Annotated in this window: 20 protein-coding genes; 4 read left to right on the top strand and 16 right to left on the bottom strand. The window is 48.7% G+C overall.

Going from position 1 to position 14,576, the window contains the following annotated elements:
* Positions 1-1,125 precede the first annotated feature (1,125 nt).
* The 16 genes from ACTHTY_RS08755 to ACTHTY_RS08680 all read right to left on the bottom strand — a co-directional run bounded on the left by ACTHTY_RS08755 (position 1,126) and on the right by ACTHTY_RS08680 (position 11,270).
* Positions 1,126-1,566: a phage virion morphogenesis protein gene (locus ACTHTY_RS08755; protein WP_063068482.1), complete on the bottom strand. Its 441-nt coding sequence runs from the start codon at positions 1,564-1,566 to the stop codon at positions 1,126-1,128.
* A gap of 2 nt (positions 1,567-1,568) precedes the next feature.
* Positions 1,569-2,474: a phage head morphogenesis protein gene (locus ACTHTY_RS08750; protein ID WP_070822336.1), complete on the bottom strand. Its 906-nt coding sequence runs from the start codon at positions 2,472-2,474 to the stop codon at positions 1,569-1,571.
* Positions 2,471-3,982 (bottom strand): DUF935 domain-containing protein, encoded by a 1,512-nt coding sequence (locus tag ACTHTY_RS08745; protein WP_063068484.1) that lies wholly within the window; start codon positions 3,980-3,982, stop codon positions 2,471-2,473. The genes ACTHTY_RS08750 and ACTHTY_RS08745 overlap by 4 nt, the downstream gene beginning before the upstream one ends.
* 21 nt (positions 3,983-4,003) lie before the next feature.
* Entirely contained in the window at positions 4,004-5,518 is a 1,515-nt protein-coding gene (locus ACTHTY_RS08740; RefSeq protein ID WP_070822337.1) for a terminase large subunit domain-containing protein, read from the bottom strand.
* Entirely contained in the window at positions 5,515-6,060 is a 546-nt protein-coding gene (locus ACTHTY_RS08735) for a DUF3486 family protein (protein WP_049322363.1), read from the bottom strand. The genes ACTHTY_RS08740 and ACTHTY_RS08735 overlap by 4 nt, the downstream gene beginning before the upstream one ends.
* A 2-nt stretch (positions 6,061-6,062) precedes the next feature.
* Complete coding sequence (locus ACTHTY_RS08730; protein WP_049322364.1) at positions 6,063-6,380, bottom strand: hypothetical protein; 318 nt, start codon at positions 6,378-6,380, stop codon at positions 6,063-6,065.
* A complete protein-coding gene (locus ACTHTY_RS08725; RefSeq protein WP_013448349.1) occupies positions 6,377-6,697 on the bottom strand; it encodes a hypothetical protein in 321 nt (106 codons plus the stop codon). The genes ACTHTY_RS08730 and ACTHTY_RS08725 overlap by 4 nt, the downstream gene beginning before the upstream one ends.
* A 2-nt stretch (positions 6,698-6,699) precedes the next feature.
* Positions 6,700-6,909, bottom strand: a complete 210-nt coding sequence (locus ACTHTY_RS08720; RefSeq protein ID WP_049332755.1) for a TraR/DksA family transcriptional regulator — start codon at positions 6,907-6,909, stop codon at positions 6,700-6,702.
* Positions 6,902-7,120, bottom strand: coding sequence for a hypothetical protein (locus tag ACTHTY_RS08715; RefSeq protein ID WP_049322366.1), 219 nt, complete (start codon positions 7,118-7,120; stop codon positions 6,902-6,904). Before ACTHTY_RS08715 ends, ACTHTY_RS08720 begins: the two co-directional genes overlap by 8 nt.
* Positions 7,101-7,496 carry a hypothetical protein gene (locus tag ACTHTY_RS08710; protein ID WP_070822338.1) on the bottom strand — a complete coding sequence of 132 codons (396 nt, stop codon included), beginning with the start codon at positions 7,494-7,496 and terminating at the stop codon, positions 7,101-7,103. Before ACTHTY_RS08710 ends, ACTHTY_RS08715 begins: the two co-directional genes overlap by 20 nt.
* Positions 7,480-7,809, bottom strand: a complete 330-nt coding sequence (locus ACTHTY_RS08705; RefSeq protein WP_070822339.1) for a hypothetical protein — start codon at positions 7,807-7,809, stop codon at positions 7,480-7,482. Before ACTHTY_RS08705 ends, ACTHTY_RS08710 begins: the two co-directional genes overlap by 17 nt.
* On the bottom strand, positions 7,734-7,907 hold the full coding sequence (locus ACTHTY_RS08700; protein WP_168166708.1) for a hypothetical protein: 174 nt from the start codon (positions 7,905-7,907) through the stop codon (positions 7,734-7,736). The genes ACTHTY_RS08705 and ACTHTY_RS08700 overlap by 76 nt, the downstream gene beginning before the upstream one ends.
* 12 nt (positions 7,908-7,919) lie before the next feature.
* Positions 7,920-8,423 (bottom strand): glycoside hydrolase family 108 protein, encoded by a 504-nt coding sequence (locus ACTHTY_RS08695; RefSeq protein ID WP_070822340.1) that lies wholly within the window; start codon positions 8,421-8,423, stop codon positions 7,920-7,922.
* Positions 8,424-8,499: 76 nt separating this feature from the next.
* Complete coding sequence (locus tag ACTHTY_RS08690; RefSeq protein WP_070822341.1) at positions 8,500-9,507, bottom strand: GTP pyrophosphokinase; 1,008 nt, start codon at positions 9,505-9,507, stop codon at positions 8,500-8,502.
* Entirely contained in the window at positions 9,504-10,583 is a 1,080-nt protein-coding gene (locus ACTHTY_RS08685) for a nucleoid-associated protein (RefSeq protein WP_254324909.1), read from the bottom strand. Before ACTHTY_RS08685 ends, ACTHTY_RS08690 begins: the two co-directional genes overlap by 4 nt.
* Before the next feature lie 15 nt (positions 10,584-10,598).
* Positions 10,599-11,270 carry a LexA family transcriptional regulator gene (locus ACTHTY_RS08680; protein WP_070822342.1) on the bottom strand — a complete coding sequence of 224 codons (672 nt, stop codon included), beginning with the start codon at positions 11,268-11,270 and terminating at the stop codon, positions 10,599-10,601.
* A gap of 142 nt (positions 11,271-11,412) precedes the next feature.
* On the opposite strand from ACTHTY_RS08680, the gene ACTHTY_RS08675 reads away from it, so the two are divergent.
* The 4 genes from ACTHTY_RS08675 to ACTHTY_RS08660 are packed head-to-tail and all read left to right on the top strand — an operon-like array spanning position 11,413 to position 14,551.
* On the top strand, positions 11,413-11,613 hold the full coding sequence (locus ACTHTY_RS08675) for a DNA-binding protein (RefSeq protein WP_070822343.1): 201 nt from the start codon (positions 11,413-11,415) through the stop codon (positions 11,611-11,613).
* Positions 11,613-11,891 carry a winged helix-turn-helix transcriptional regulator gene (locus ACTHTY_RS08670; RefSeq protein WP_070822344.1) on the top strand — a complete coding sequence of 93 codons (279 nt, stop codon included), beginning with the start codon at positions 11,613-11,615 and terminating at the stop codon, positions 11,889-11,891. The genes ACTHTY_RS08675 and ACTHTY_RS08670 overlap by 1 nt, the downstream gene beginning before the upstream one ends.
* Before the next feature lie 35 nt (positions 11,892-11,926).
* Positions 11,927-12,769, top strand: a complete 843-nt coding sequence (locus tag ACTHTY_RS08665; protein ID WP_070822345.1) for a hypothetical protein — start codon at positions 11,927-11,929, stop codon at positions 12,767-12,769.
* Between the two features lie 3 nt (positions 12,770-12,772).
* Positions 12,773-14,551: a DDE-type integrase/transposase/recombinase gene (locus tag ACTHTY_RS08660; RefSeq protein ID WP_107831890.1), complete on the top strand. Its 1,779-nt coding sequence runs from the start codon at positions 12,773-12,775 to the stop codon at positions 14,549-14,551.
* Positions 14,552-14,576: the final 25 nt, after the last annotated feature.

Genomic DNA, 14,576 nt, shown 5'->3' with positions numbered 1-14,576 from the left:
CATATGAAAATTGTTGCTTACCCAATTTAAAAGGGACTGAGGCATCTATTTCAGCCGTAATGACTTTCATACGTGAAGCATCAGTACTATCGTCTTCTTCCGATACCGGGATACTTTGCCGCATACCAGCAACTACGAAATAAACGATACAGAATCATCCAATTAATATAATTACAACCTTATTAAAAGCTAAAAATATTTACATAGCGTATTTTAACAAGATTTGCTCAATAATATCTACAAATATTTGACATAAATTTAAAAATATATGCAATACAAAACATTGTTTATACTATAGTGTACCTTCTAAATTAACTTCTCAAGTAATTATATTTTTAATTATTATGAATAGGTGCACCAACTCAACAAAGGTAGCTGATTTATTAATTATAAATAAAACTTTTTTCTATCATCCACTACTTACTAAAACCTCAGCTACTGCATAATCAAAAAGTTAAATACATTATGCTATTCAATCTAAACCTATACCTCACTGCGATTAGTGTTTATTTTTTATACAACACTAGACCTGCTCACCTATATTCTCAACTTTCTATCACCTCTAGATTATTTTATTTTAATAAAATTCATAATGCTTAATCCATTTATCACCCCTCTCTCACAGTGATAGTCCCCTAAAAGTTACTATCCATATTCAATATTATTCAATCGCCATATTAACAGCTAACTTTCTAAACCTGAGAGACTACCTCAGCCATCTCACCCTGTCACCCATGTTTAAACCCATTCTAATCAGCCAATAGCATAACCCAATAAATCTGCCTGCTCATTCAATATCACAACCCATTCTTTACTTCGTGCACTAATAAATGGCAAGAAATACAGCTCGAGACCTTTGCAAAATTCCCCTAAATTCCCATCAAGACATTTAGTTTTTTCATGCGTACCTTCTTCCAGCAAACCGCCCGAGCCATATTTGCCAAACACATCAACCGCTTCCCACTATTGAAGTGATTGTGAAACCCAATGAGATAAATATATAGAGTCTCTGAGATAATTGGGATTATTTTGGATGGAGCGGGATTTGGTGGGATTGGTTTTGTGAAAAGCAGTTTCATAGAGTGCAACAAAAAGACGGGCGTAATTTGCTCGTCTTTTTTTGTTTTACAAGCCTGAGCTGAGTGACTCAATTGCAATATCAAGGATGCGTTTATCTGCTCCGTTTTGAAGTTGACCACTGCCGTTGATTGGTAGATAGGGTCGGGCTGGAAGTTGGACGCTATGGTTTCTGCCTGCGGAGCCACCCAAGTGGTGGATTGCCGCATATGGTTTGTTGCTTCCGATACGTGCAAAGTCGTTGCCTACTTGTGTGGAGATGCTGGCTGCAAGTTGGCCGGTCAGTTGCAGAGTCTGCCCGCCTTGAGCTGCGCGTTGGCTTTGTTTCCATCTGTTTCCACCGAAACTTTCGCTTTCGAAGTTTTCTTCGGTTAATGAAGTCATTTCGGTCGCGATGGCTTTCATTATTTTGCGCGGATGGCTTACGTTTTGTAGAAGCTGGCTCAAGCCACGATCTAGTGATGAAGTATCAAGATTAATTTCAAGCATATCTAACCTTTGATTAATTTTAGTACCCATGCCAAATCGACAGCAGATAATGAGGATTTGAATTTGCTGTTGGTCATCATGGTTTTTAAGGCTACGCGTGCAATATCGGGATGAACGGATTGTGCTTTTTGGACGGCTACGGAAGCCATTCGCGAGAGCATGGCTTTTCCTTGGTTGGCATTGAAGCCTGCGCTTGGGGCAACAAACTTTCCGTCAATCCGCAAGCCGGTGCGTTGGGCGTAGCGGGCTTCTCCGGTGTATTCGTTGCTACCGATGTCGACGGTTTGAGTCTCAAGTGTCGGACTGGGTAAGGCACGGCTTTCTCCTGCGGCGCGTGATAATGGACGCACGCGGCAGCGGCAGCGGAAATCCAACGGCGGATACATGGTGTCCCAAACCGGGTCGGCTGCTGCATAGACACGACCGTGCATTCTACGGTGGCTGTCACGGGTGCGGCTGTCGTTTATAGCGACGTATTGCCAATACGGGTGGGTGTCGACAGAATCCATCATTTCAGCGTAGCGTCCAGCCATGTAGGCTGACTGCATATTGGTCAGATAGATGGTTTTCAGGCGGTGCGGGCTACCGAGTTGAACAGTTTGGGCTTCGCCAGTGTCCGGATTGGTTGTTGGGGTGCGTCCCCACCAACCTTTGCTTTGCAATACCGGTGTAAGTGTTTTCTGAAACTGCTCCAGTGTTTGGCCGGTCTCTGCAGCTTTGACGACTGCGCGATAAATGTCGTTGGCCACGTCCATGCCTGCGGTTTTGGCCACGGTAAAGGCGGTGGCGTGTGCGTCGTCCAGCATGTCCTGCCAGTCCCACGAAACAGCCACGCCTTTTTGCTTCAGGTATTCGACTGCCGCTTCGGGCTTCATGCCGAAAATGGCTTTGATGTCTTCGGGATTCATGCCAACTCTCCACGCGCTTCAATACGACCGACCAAATCCGACAAAAAAATCACTCGTGCCAGCTCTTCTTGCAAGATGCTGTCGTCCATATTGGGGAAGGCTTCGGCCAATCGGTCAAGAATATTGTCTTGCGTTTCTCCTTTTTTGATTTCGGCCACCAGTGCGACCGTCAGTGCTTTGCCTTGCTCATTCAGACGGCCTGCATCGGGGGTAAGTGTGTCGATAATTAAACCGGCATCACTTTCGTCTCGGCTTTCTGCGAAATCGACCGGCCGATTTTTGCTGCTCAGAAACTCACTGCGTTCGTTTTCAGACGGCATGGTCAGGATTTCAGCCGTTTCGATGATGTCGCCATCCTCTAAGCCATAAGTGCGTTTCCAATATTGCGGAGTGAATTTCACACCCGCGCCGGACAGCAAACTGTCGCGCTCAGCACGCTCTTTTGTGCCTGCCTCCTCGTTTTCAAACAGCTCGAATTTCGGACAAGCCACATCGCCAAAATTCAGTTCCACCACCCATTCAATCAATTCGTTAAACGCCGCTTCAACAATACGGCGGTCGCCGTCACGGATATCGTCGGCAATTTCCAAGCCCGCGCTGGCACTGGCATGGTTGGTTTCTTTGTCGGTGGTTTGGTCTTGGCCAAGCAAGGCAATGTTGATGCCGGACTTACACTCTTTCAGCAGCTTGTCGAATGCATCTACTGATGATGACTTGCCGCTGGCTTCGTGAATTTCGACGCTGGAATCATTCGGAATCGTGCCGACCGAATTGCTTATTAAGGCTTCCAATGCGTCGAGCAACTTTTCGGTGTCGCTATGGGTATTGGAGCGTGGCTCTTTGCCAATGAGCCAAGGTGCGCCGTATTTTTCGGTGAAACTTACCCAAAATTTCATGCCGCCGCGTTTGAAAGTTACCAGCCAAAACACCAAACCCAAATCACCTAGGCCGTAAGGGTTAAGATAGTCGTCCTCATGGCGCGGACACAGAAATTTATAAGGCGGTAGCGGCTCTTGGCTCAAGCCGTTTTCGGTAAAAACCAACTCACGCTCATCATTGAATCCGAACCATTCCTGCGGCTTGGCCACAATTTCAGACGGCAGCCATTGACTGCCTTTTTGCCAGATAATTTCGATAGGCTGATAGCCGAAAAATGAGGCATTCATGATGTCTTTGCAGATCTTATAAACATCGACATCAGCGGCCAGCCAATTTTCGACAAAATCCAATACACGATCTTCGACCTCATCGCCGCTGAGTTTCCAATCCAGCCGTGCCACAGCGGCTTTGCGGCGGCGCACGAAGCTACCGACCAGCTCGTCGCGCAACAATTCGCGGTAAACATGGATTTGCTTGCCCATCTTGCGCAGAATCGGGTCAGGATTAGGCAACCAACCGCCGAAACCGCCTAAAAATTGGCGTGAGACGGCGATATGGCCGGTCAGGTCATCGGGTTTGAAGGTGATGTTGCCATGATTGGTTTTGAGTTTGAAATGCGGTTTTTTCATGGGATTCTCTTTTCAGACGGCCTAAAAGCCATGCGTTGTTCTGCTAATTCGACGCACGCGGCGGCTGGCCACGCGTACCGGTCCGGTATTGAGTTCGCGGCTGGCGTAATGGGCAAGGACAAAGGCAATCGCTGCGTCGCCGTGGCGTTTTTTGCCGTCTTGACCTTTAGTTCGGGTGTCCGGAATACGAGGCACGCCTTTGACTAATTCGAACGCACGTAAATCGGTGAGGATGTCTTCATCTCGCGGCAGGCAGTCGAGTGTGCCGTCTTCGAGGGCGGCTTTGAACGGAGCGGTATGGGTGCGGTACCAGTTTTCCGACAGCATCACGGCTTCCACCACTTCTGCGCCGAACGCATCGCGCATGGCTTCGGCCAGAGATTGACCGTTGCCTCGCGCATCCAAGGCCGCGCCGCGCAGATTGGGTAGCTTGGCCAACAGGTGCTGCATAATTTGCTCCTGCTGGGCAAACGGCATATTGCCCAGTTCCAAAACAAACGGCGGTTTTAAAATCAGGTCTTTGCTTTGTAAGAGCGGCACAATCACGGTGCGGTCGCCCGAGCGGGCAAAGTCTTCGCCTACAAAAGAAACGCGGGTTTTGTCCAAGCCGTCGAGCAGCGGCTGCAGGGTATCGGCTATCCAGTCCGCCACTTCGGCAGCGCGGCGCGGTTCGGGCAGCAGGCCGAAATCGTCGGTCTGGTCGTAGCGGATAACCGGCGTGTATGGGGTCATACGGCTTTCGATTAAGGCACGGTTGAGCCATTTGCCGCCGCCGTTTTTCGGGATACAGTCCAACTCTTCGCTGGCATCTTCGCCGTAGAAATCGCGGATTTCCTTACACCACGCGGCTTCGCCTTGGGGTGTCCAATCCTTGCCCAAACGCAGACAGATACGGCGGTACAAGCCTTGTTCAACCGCTTCGTCAAAGGTAATGCGGTGGACGGAATAAGGTTTTTTCCCTGCACGCACATCGTTAATCAACTCGTTGAACGGGTTGTCTACGCCGTCATGCGTAGAGATGATATGCACCTGGCCGCCCCACATCAGCAAGGCCATTGCCGCTTTAAGCAATTCGCCGAGCTGTTCGTGGAACGCTGCTTCATCAATAATCACGCGGCCTTGTTTACCGCGCAGGTTGGAAGGCCGGCTGGATAAGGCGGTAATGCGGTAGCCCGAAGCAAAGCGAATCACGAAAGCCAGTACCGACTGGCGATCGTCGCCTTCGACAAACACTTCCTCGGTTTCTTCGATTTCGCCTGCCGCCAGCTGGTAATGCTTCGCCCAGCCTGCACAGTCGCGGATAAACTCCAAGGCCATGTCTTTGTTATAGCCGATGTACCATGCGTCCATGCCTTTAGCGGATGCGGCCAGCAAGGCGGTATCGGCAGCCTCTCCCCAGCTCAAACCGATACGGCGCGATTTCTCGCACAGCTTCACAGGCGACTGGTCGGCACACCAAGCCTGCTGATACGGCAATAAGACCGTAGGGGTACGGTCTTCTGATGGGCGGGTATTTCGGATTTCAGACGGCGTCATGATGCAATCCCTAAAATATGCTTGCGGATGGCCTCGACCGATTCTTCAGACAAGCCGCCTTTCTTGGCCTGCTTGGCTACATCTTCGGCGGCCGCCTGTACTTTGGCTTTGACCTTGGCCTGATACTCTTTCAGGCGTGTGCTGGCGGAAATCAGACCGCTAATTTTCTTCGCACCCTCGGCCATCACGCCGAAACGGTCGAGCGCGTTTAATTCTTCGCTGTCCATCTCGCCTATGGCTACCAATGCGTCGAACAGTTCGGTTTGCAGCATGGCCATCAGGGCTTCGCTACGGGTATCGCCTTCATCGGCTGCGCCTTCGGCAATCAGTCGCGCGGCTTCGGTGCTGGATTTGATGGCGGCAAAACGGCGTTGCACTTTTTGGCCGTAGCGGTGGGCGGCGGAGCGGCTGATTTCATAGCCTTGGTCTTGCAGCCATTCGGCAATGGCTTGGTAGTCTGAAAAACCGTTTTCTACCAGTTTCCGTTCAAATTCGTGCCGGACGGCTTCGGGGAGTTTTTCAATGCTGCTGCGTTGCGCCATGCCTAGCTCCATACTTTCTCAGGCCGTGCAATACCGGCACGGCACTCCACCGTATATTCGGCAATATCGACACCCAAACTGGTCAAGTCGGCAAACCACAGGCCGTGCGGGGCTTTATTGAGGTCTACCATTTTGCGGTCAGCCAGATAATCAAGTTGTTGGCGCAGCTCCAGTGCGGTGGTTTGCGGGTAAATCGCGTTCATGATGTCCAACAAGAAGGTTTCGCTTGTTGTGTGCGGTCGGGCTTTATTAAGGGTGTTGATAATGTTCCAACGCATACCCTCGCGCCGTTGTTTGGCGATCAGTTCCTGGCTAATCATTTTTTTACGCTTTCCATTTTGTAGATTTCAGTGAGTTTCTCAGCGACGTTGTCGAGTTTGGCTTCCAAAACGACCTGATTGCGGATGTAGTCTTCACGCAGGACGTATGTCAGAGGCAGGCCGGCATTGAATTCCGCCAGTTTGTTTTCCATGATTTCGACTTTACCCTGTAGGCGTTCCTGCTGTTTTTGGCGTTCGTCCTGCTGCTCGCGGAATTGAGCCAGCAGCATTTTGCCGAAGGTGAAACAGATGCCGAGGAATGAGAGTAAAAAGCCGACAAGTTGCCAAAACTCGATGTGAATAAAGGTTTTTTCCATTTTTATGGCCATCCGTGTTCAAAATATTCTTGGCAGACAACGCAGCGCGTACAGCCTTTGACTGCCTGTTGTCTTGCTTTTGGTATCGGCGCACCGCAATCTTCACAATGACTGAGGCTGGCGGTGGTTTCAGACGGCGGTTGATGCTTTGCCAGGGATGCTGCGAGAAAGATGGCTTCGCGTTCGGATGCGCGGTCGGCAAAATCAGTCATTTTTCAGACGGCCTTTCTTGTACCATGTCTGCCAGCCAGAAATTTGTTTTTCCAGTTTTTGGCAGTATTCGCCATAGCGGACGGCGTGGTTTAAAAGTTGTTCGGGCGAGCCGCCACTCAGACGCTCGGGGCGTTCGTGAACGAGCAGCAGCTCGGAAGAGACGGGGGGAATTTCCGCTACGGTAACGGTTTTAATCGTGGCCGAGGGCACGGTTGTAGAGTTGCACGCTGTTAGTGCCAAGGCCATTAAAACGGTTGCCGTCTTTTTGTACAGTTTCATCAATCTGCTTCTCCAATTGAGCCGCTTGGCGGCCGATTTGCTGATAGGCGGTTGCCAAATCGCGGCTTTGTGCTTGTGCGAAATCAAACCAACGCTGTTTTTCTTCATTAGCCGCTTTGAGCTTTTCGGTATAGAGCTGCTCGGCGGCCAAGGCTGAAGCCTGATAAGTAGCAATGACTTCGGCTTTTTCAGCTTCCGCCTTCTTTGCTGAGGACTTATAGCCGCAGAAATAAATCGTTGGTACTGCACCTGCTATCAGCAAAATCAGAATCAGGGTCTGCCAAATAGGATTAAGCGTTTTCCACATCGTCTTTTCCTTTATGGATTTCAGCGACCTGCGGAATCGCCGCGATGCCGCGTTTGATTAATGCATACCCGCCGACCAATGCGCCATAAGCCCACCAGAGCCATTCCGGCGCATCCGCTGTTTGCGAGAACTTATAGGTCATAGAGGCGGCTGCCACGTTTGCCCATAGTTTGGTATGGCTGATTTTCCCTGTGGCCGGATTAGATACCAGGCCGCCCAACCATTTGAAAAAGGCAGTTACTGACGACGCTTTTTTTTGGCTGCGCGTTTCGCGGCGGCTACCCCGCTCTTGCGGTGGGCTTGCGTCCAACACCCCTGAGTCGGCATGGCGTAGCGAATGCCCAGGTCGCTGTGGCTGAAATCGGGCAGCATGGCTGCGGTCATTAGGGCGATGAGTGACTTTTTTGACATGGTTTTCTCCCTTTAATCGGTGTTATCTGCAGACGCATGAATCAGGTTTTGTGCCACGCGGCGAATCCAGCCTTTGCCAAATGATGTGAACGTACCCAGCTTGGTATAAAAGACCAGACGCTCGGCGTTGAAACGGAGCAGGAGGTCATTTTCAGGAAGTGAATTGATGGCTTTGAGGCTGAATGCTCCGATAACGCCGTCGTCCGGCACGCCTGCGGCGCGTTGCAGCATACGGGCAGCATTGCCATGACCGTGGTTGATGCAGGCATCGAAGAATTGGAACGCAACCGCTTCCGGCATTTGATCGGCGTGATAGCGTTCCCAAAATGCTTGACGGTAAATGCCGATCGCCTGCTCACGGGTCATGGCACGCATGGAGCCGTTGTAGCCGTTTGCCTGAGCAGTGCGTTTGGTAATGCCCCAGTTGGTCTCGCCGCCGGGGTCTTTGGGATGGTTGACATAGCCGCCCTCGTGGGAGAGGACGCGCTCAATGAATTGATTGAATTTGGTGGACATAAAAAATCCCTGTATTGAGGTTGAAATCAATACAGGGATTTTAGAAAAGGCCGTCTGAATGGGCTTTTAAAGGGGGTTAAAAGAGTTCATGGGATGGTTGCTTATCCAAATCAGTACAAATGAATTTCAGGTTTTTGTTGTATGCAGGCAAAGGCCATTTTTTCCATACTTCATCTGCACCAACTTTCTCAATCAGCCAATAAACCAACAAAGCTGCTGGCTGACTGAAAAAATACATTTCTTCAGCATTTTCTTTTATCCGATTAGCAAGATATTTCTTCTCATTCAAAAGTGACCGGATATTAGCAAGAATATTTGAAGGGTCAATGCTGGATTGAAATGTTTCTAGAAAAATCATATTGGTTTTTTTATCAACTTCAGGAACAAGCCCTATTTCCTCTTGATAAAGCTGTGATAATTGGGGAAGAAGTTCTTCTTGTGGTTGATTTGCTTCTTTCAAAATTGCCAGAGTACGACTAAATAAGTCATCTGTAGTTTCCATCAAAGCCATGCTCTTCGCGACTTCGCGCTCTGCTTTCTTTGGAACATTGCCGTCAGGCTTGTATATATTGTCATGAACCAGCTCTGCATAAGCATGTTGGAGTAAAGAACGCACCTGAACTTCACAGCACAAATCAGCAGGGATGCTGACATTTTCGGGTGTAATGAATGCTTGTTTAGGACGAATCTCGTAATGTTTGGATTGATAGTCAAATGCTTTGGGATTTTGCTGAATTTCATCTGCAAAATCTTTCGAAACTTTAGCATTCCACTGTGATGAGGATTCAATGATTTCACAAACTATTTGAATATGTTCCGCAAGCAATACCACAAAACGTACGCCGACCAAGTCAGTCATTTGAGTTTGAGGTGAAGTGTAATTTTTTCGGCCAATCTTGGCCAGAGCTGAAGAAATCTCTTTGACTCTAGGCTTTGCTTCAATTTTTAGAAAATTGGCAACCGGAACAGGAGAAATGACATTGGATAATTGATTTTGAATTTCTTCAGCCACAAATCTACCCCAAGCGGCAAATGCCGCTTGGTGGCTTTCTAAATAGCTTTTGAAATCATCAATATCGCTCATTTTTGTTGTTGTAACTGTCCTTTAATTGTGACAACAGTATATTCCCCATCTTCCGTTGGCGCAATTTCCATATAGTCTTGAGTATGCTCGGGAGGAGTCAAGATAACTACACCGTTACTAAATCCGTAAGACCTCCGTTTGCGTAAACGAGTTTTAATATATTCAATATCCTTACTTACAGCATTTTGAGGAAAATCCTTAGCTATCATAAATTCTGTATAAGCTTTTTGCTTGTCTTCAGGTAAATAATTTTGAGCAAAATCGTTAACGCTGATGGTTGCTGCTGCACTTTTCAATGTGACACGCAATGCTTCATGTGTATCTAACTTTTCATCATCACTCAAATCAGAGTTATCGATAAAATTACGTGTCCATTCAAAAAAATTCTGTGTCAGCTTACGGGAAGAAGCAGCTATACTCATGCCTAAGAACACTTGGTAGAAATAGGAAGCTGCTGGCCTAGTTTCCGTTTGTGTCATCAGATGGTCATACAAAAAAGCCCGATAATTCCCAGATTGTATTTGCTCCTGCGGCCTTACTGTTTCGGCTACCAAAAAACCTATTTTGAATAGTCTTGCTGAATCGGTCAGCAATAATTCCTCTAAGAATTCAATCGTGATAAAGTCATCCTCTTCTTTGGTCCTGAACCCATCTTGAGGCTCAGCCTTAATCACACATAAAAACGGTTTGCCGGTATCTCCAACCCTACCTTTTAATACCAACAAAATACCACCCGGTGCATTCGTATTCAGTTGTGCATCGGTCAACATGTGAGCAAATTGTGCGGAATCTTCAATAAACTCTGCTTCCTCTTTGAGTTGTATGGCTGCTGCTATCTGAAAAAAACTATTTTCAGCCGTATTGGCAATAGACATTTCAATGCCATGAGATTTATTACCCAAAGCTTTGGTCAGCCTGTTTTCCAATGTTCTTCTTGCCATAATAGGCAAATCAATCAACTGCGTACTGATTTTAGGTTCTACACGCTCTCTATTTTCATTTTTCGGATAAATACGATGGGTAATAATTTTTTCAATTACCAGCCCTTCAAAAGAGTAATTCGTTTCTGTCATCATTTTTCCTATTGTAAGTTAATTAAAGTCTTTTGAAACCTGAACCACCTGCCCGATGACCTGTATGTCGGGGTGGTCTGCCAGCATCAGCGGCATAGGTGGATAGGTCGAGTTGTCGGAGATTAAGAGCAGGCTGCCGTCGATTTGGCGTTGGACACGCTTTACCCATAACACGTCGCCGCTGCGGATGACGTAGATATGGCCGTCGCGCGGGTTGTTTTTACTGGTGTCGACCAATAGCGTGTCTTTGCTGTTGATGGTCGGCTCCATGCTGTCGCCGCGTGCCACCACGCAGTTGAGGTCTTTTGCAAACAGGCCGCGTGATTTGAGCCAGTCTTTGCGGAACGCCAAGTGCATGGCCGGTTCGGTTGCGCCATAGGCGGCTGCACCGTTGCCTGCAGACACCTCAACATCAAACATCGGGACGTAGTCGTATTCATGTTCTTCGGAATAATTCTTTTGCTCATCTGGATTTTTAGAAGAACTATTCTTTCCTGTAATCAACCAATTTGCGTCAATATCAAAAGTTGTCAGGATTTTTTCTACCATATCAAATGGCGGACGTTGTTTTCCGCTTAAAACATCATTCACACGCGACAGTTTTTCATTAATCGCTTCAGCAAATTCTGCAATTGTCAGGTCTTTTTCGCTTATCAACTTGCGAATATTTCCAGTAAAAATCAAACTCATAGAATTAATCTCGAAAAATATCCTAGAAATAATCTTGCATTATGGAAATAATCCAGTTAATATTTATCCAACATTTAAGCAAGATTGTTTAAATCTTTAAATATTCAACATTCTATCACGAGATGGAAATAGGAGATATTCCGTGAATGCAGAAAAAGTGAAGGAAGGTTTCCGCAAACGAGGCGAAACCATCAAATCTTGGTGCGACGAGCGGGGGTACGACCCGACATATGTGTCGCGGATTTTAAACGGCACGATTAAAGCCAATCGCGGCAAAGCGCATGAAATCGCAGTGGAGCTGGGAATAAAGGCCAAATCGGAAGCAGAGAAACGGAGCGCGTGATGAGTACCAAAGGCATCCGACTGCTGCGGGTTTTTAAAGCCTTGGAAGCCCACCCGATTATCGGTATCAGTAACAAAGAAATTTCAGACGGCCTCGGCCTCTCACCCACGCAGGTAAGCCGTGATTTGGATGACCTGATTGCCGAGGGCTTGGTGGTAAAGCTGGATAACGGCAATTTTGCTTACAGCGTGAAGACCTTGCAGATTGCGGAAGGATTCCGCCAGCAACACGAACGCCTGAAAGCACGCTTGCAGGAACTTGAACAACGAATTTATTAAATGCGACGCTGGCGTCGCATTTGACGGAGAGAAAAATGGCAACAGAAGTATTGGGACACACAGTCGGCGCAACGCCAAACGAGCTGGCCATCCACAGTATGGCGGTAATGGAGAAGTATTCCGGCGGCGAAGCCTACAACGAAGCGGTTTGGATTGAACGCGGACGTTTTGCGGTACGCCAAACCATGGAAGGTATGTTTGAGCTGGGCCGCGCACTCATCATCATTAAAGAGCATACACCGCATGGCCGGTTTGCGGAGATTACTGAAAAAGAGTTTGGTCTGCATAAACGCGAAGCCCAACGCTTGATGAATGCGACGCTGCGTTTTATCGATCCGAAAATGAAAGCAGCCCAACCCAAATTGATGGATTTAGGCAAATCCAAGCTGCTCGAACTTTTAGTTGAAGATGACGATTCACTCATCGAACTGGCAGAAGGCGGCGACATCAACGGCCACACATTGGACGACATCGACCGTATGACACGCAACGAATTGCGCGCCGCCTTGCGCGAAAGCCGTGAAACCGCCGAAGCGAAAGACAAAGTCATCGCCGACAAAAACAAAAAGGTCGATGAGCTGGCGGAAAAGCTGGCTAAGAAGCAAGCCGGTGTAAGAGAGCCGAAGGCGGAAGATGTGGGCAGTGAATTGACGATGCAGTTATCAAGCCTTGAGGTCGGTATCCGCAGTCAAGTGAGCCGTCTGAAAGATTTGTTCGACCAACTTAATGCGCACAGTGAGGCGCACGGGATTAGTCATCAGGCAAAAATGGTCGGGGCGTTGAATCAGATTATTTTGGATTGCAACATCATCCGCGAGAGCTACGATCTACCGATGGAAGCCCCTCAAGATGAGACGCCGGAGTGGTTGGGAGAATAAATCATGAACGCCGGATTGGTAGAAAGACTGACTGAAATCGAGGCTCAAGCCGCTTTGCTTGGACGGGGAGAACGGTCGGAGTATCTGAAACGGTCGGCACAGGATTTAGGGGTATCGCTCGCTACGCTCTATCGGAAATTGGAGTCTGTGAGTGTTAAGCCGAGCCGAAAACGGCGAAGCGATGCCGGTAAAACGGAACTGAAGCTGGAAGAAGCCAAACTGATTTCGGCTGTACTGGTGGAGGCCATGAGGCGCAACGGAAAGCGGTTGATGTCGGTCAAGCAAGCAGTGGAGATGCTGCGAGCCAACGGCAAAATCGAGGCGGCGCGGATTGATGAGGAAACGGGGGAAGTAAGTCCTCTTTCTGAAAACACCATTACCCGGGCTTTACGAGAGTACAAGCTACATCCCGACCAATTACTTCAGCCTGATCCTGTCAGCCGTATGAAATCTGAACATCCGAATCATTGCTGGCAAATCGACCCTAGTTTGTGTGTTTTGTATTACCTGCCGCGACACGGCAAGGATACGGGGCTTAGGGTGATGAAAGAGGAGGAATTCTACAAAAACAAACCTAAAAATGTTGTGAAGATTGAGCAAGACCGCGTGTGGCGTTACACCGGCACCGACCATGCCAGTGGAACGATTGTCGCCCGGTACTACTTCGGTGGCGAGACGAGTGCGAACTTGTGCGATTTCTTCATCTTCATGATGCAAGCCAAGGAGGATGTGCGTAAGGATCCTATACGCGGTGTGCCGCGCATGGTCATGCTTGACCCGGGAAGTGCGAATACGTCGTCTGCTTTTAAAACGCTGTGCAAGTCGCTTGATGTGCATGTGCAGATCAATAAACCCGGCAACCCCCGAGCCAAAGGCCAGGTAGAGAAAGCCAATGACATTGTGGAAACATCTTTTGAAAGCGGTTTGCGCTTTACCGAGGTGCACGATATCGACCAACTGAACGCCTTAGCCGAACGTTGGATGCGTTACTACAACGGTACGCAGATTCACAGCCGTCACGGTATGACCCGCTATCAGGCGTGGAACAAAATCAAACCGGAGCAGCTGATCCTGCCACCTCCTGCGGAATATTGCCGAGAGTTGGCAATCAGTGCGCCAAAAGAAGCCAAGGTATCGGCTGATTTGGAAATACGCTTCGGCGGTCGTTTCTACAGTGTGAAAGCCATTCAAGGCATATTGGTTGGACAGAAGGTTTTGGTAGCCAAAAACCCTTGGGAAGAGAACGGAGCACGAGTGGCAACGTTTGATGCAGACGGCCGTGAAACATGGGTGGCTGTGCCGGAAGTGGTGTTCGACGACATGGGCTTCAGAGCCGATTCGGCAGTCATCGGCGAGGAGTACAAGGCACCGGGCAATACTGCTGCCCAGCAACATGCGAAGGAGCTCGACAAGATGGCTATGGGAGCGGAAACGCTGGAGCAGGCGGCAGCCAATCGAAAAGGCAAGGCTGTACCGTTCGGCGGGTCTATAGATCCATTCAAGCACCAGGAAGATACGCTCGCTACACGCAATACGCTCTATTTGGAGCGTGGCGGCCAGCAGATGGAATACAACCGGATGGAGGTCGCCGAGCAGGTGTTGAGCAAGGTGGAAATAGCGAAGCTGTTGAAGCCGCGTATCGAAGCCGAAGGTGGAGACTGGAAACAGGCTGTTGCGCTCATTACCAAACATTATCCGGACGGTGTGGCCGCCAGTCAGTTGGAAGCGGTTTTTGACAAGCTGAAAACGGCAGGCCGTCTGAAATTACATAAAACCGGTTAGGCAAATGCGACGACGTCGTCGCATT

Origin of the sequence: Neisseria sp. P0019.S002, from assembly GCF_051957155.1 — a bacterium.
Taxonomy (GTDB): Bacteria; Pseudomonadota; Gammaproteobacteria; order Burkholderiales; family Neisseriaceae; genus Neisseria; species Neisseria perflava.
The sequence above is the reverse complement of the archived record's forward strand: the minus strand, read 5'-3'. Positions and strand labels throughout refer to the sequence as shown.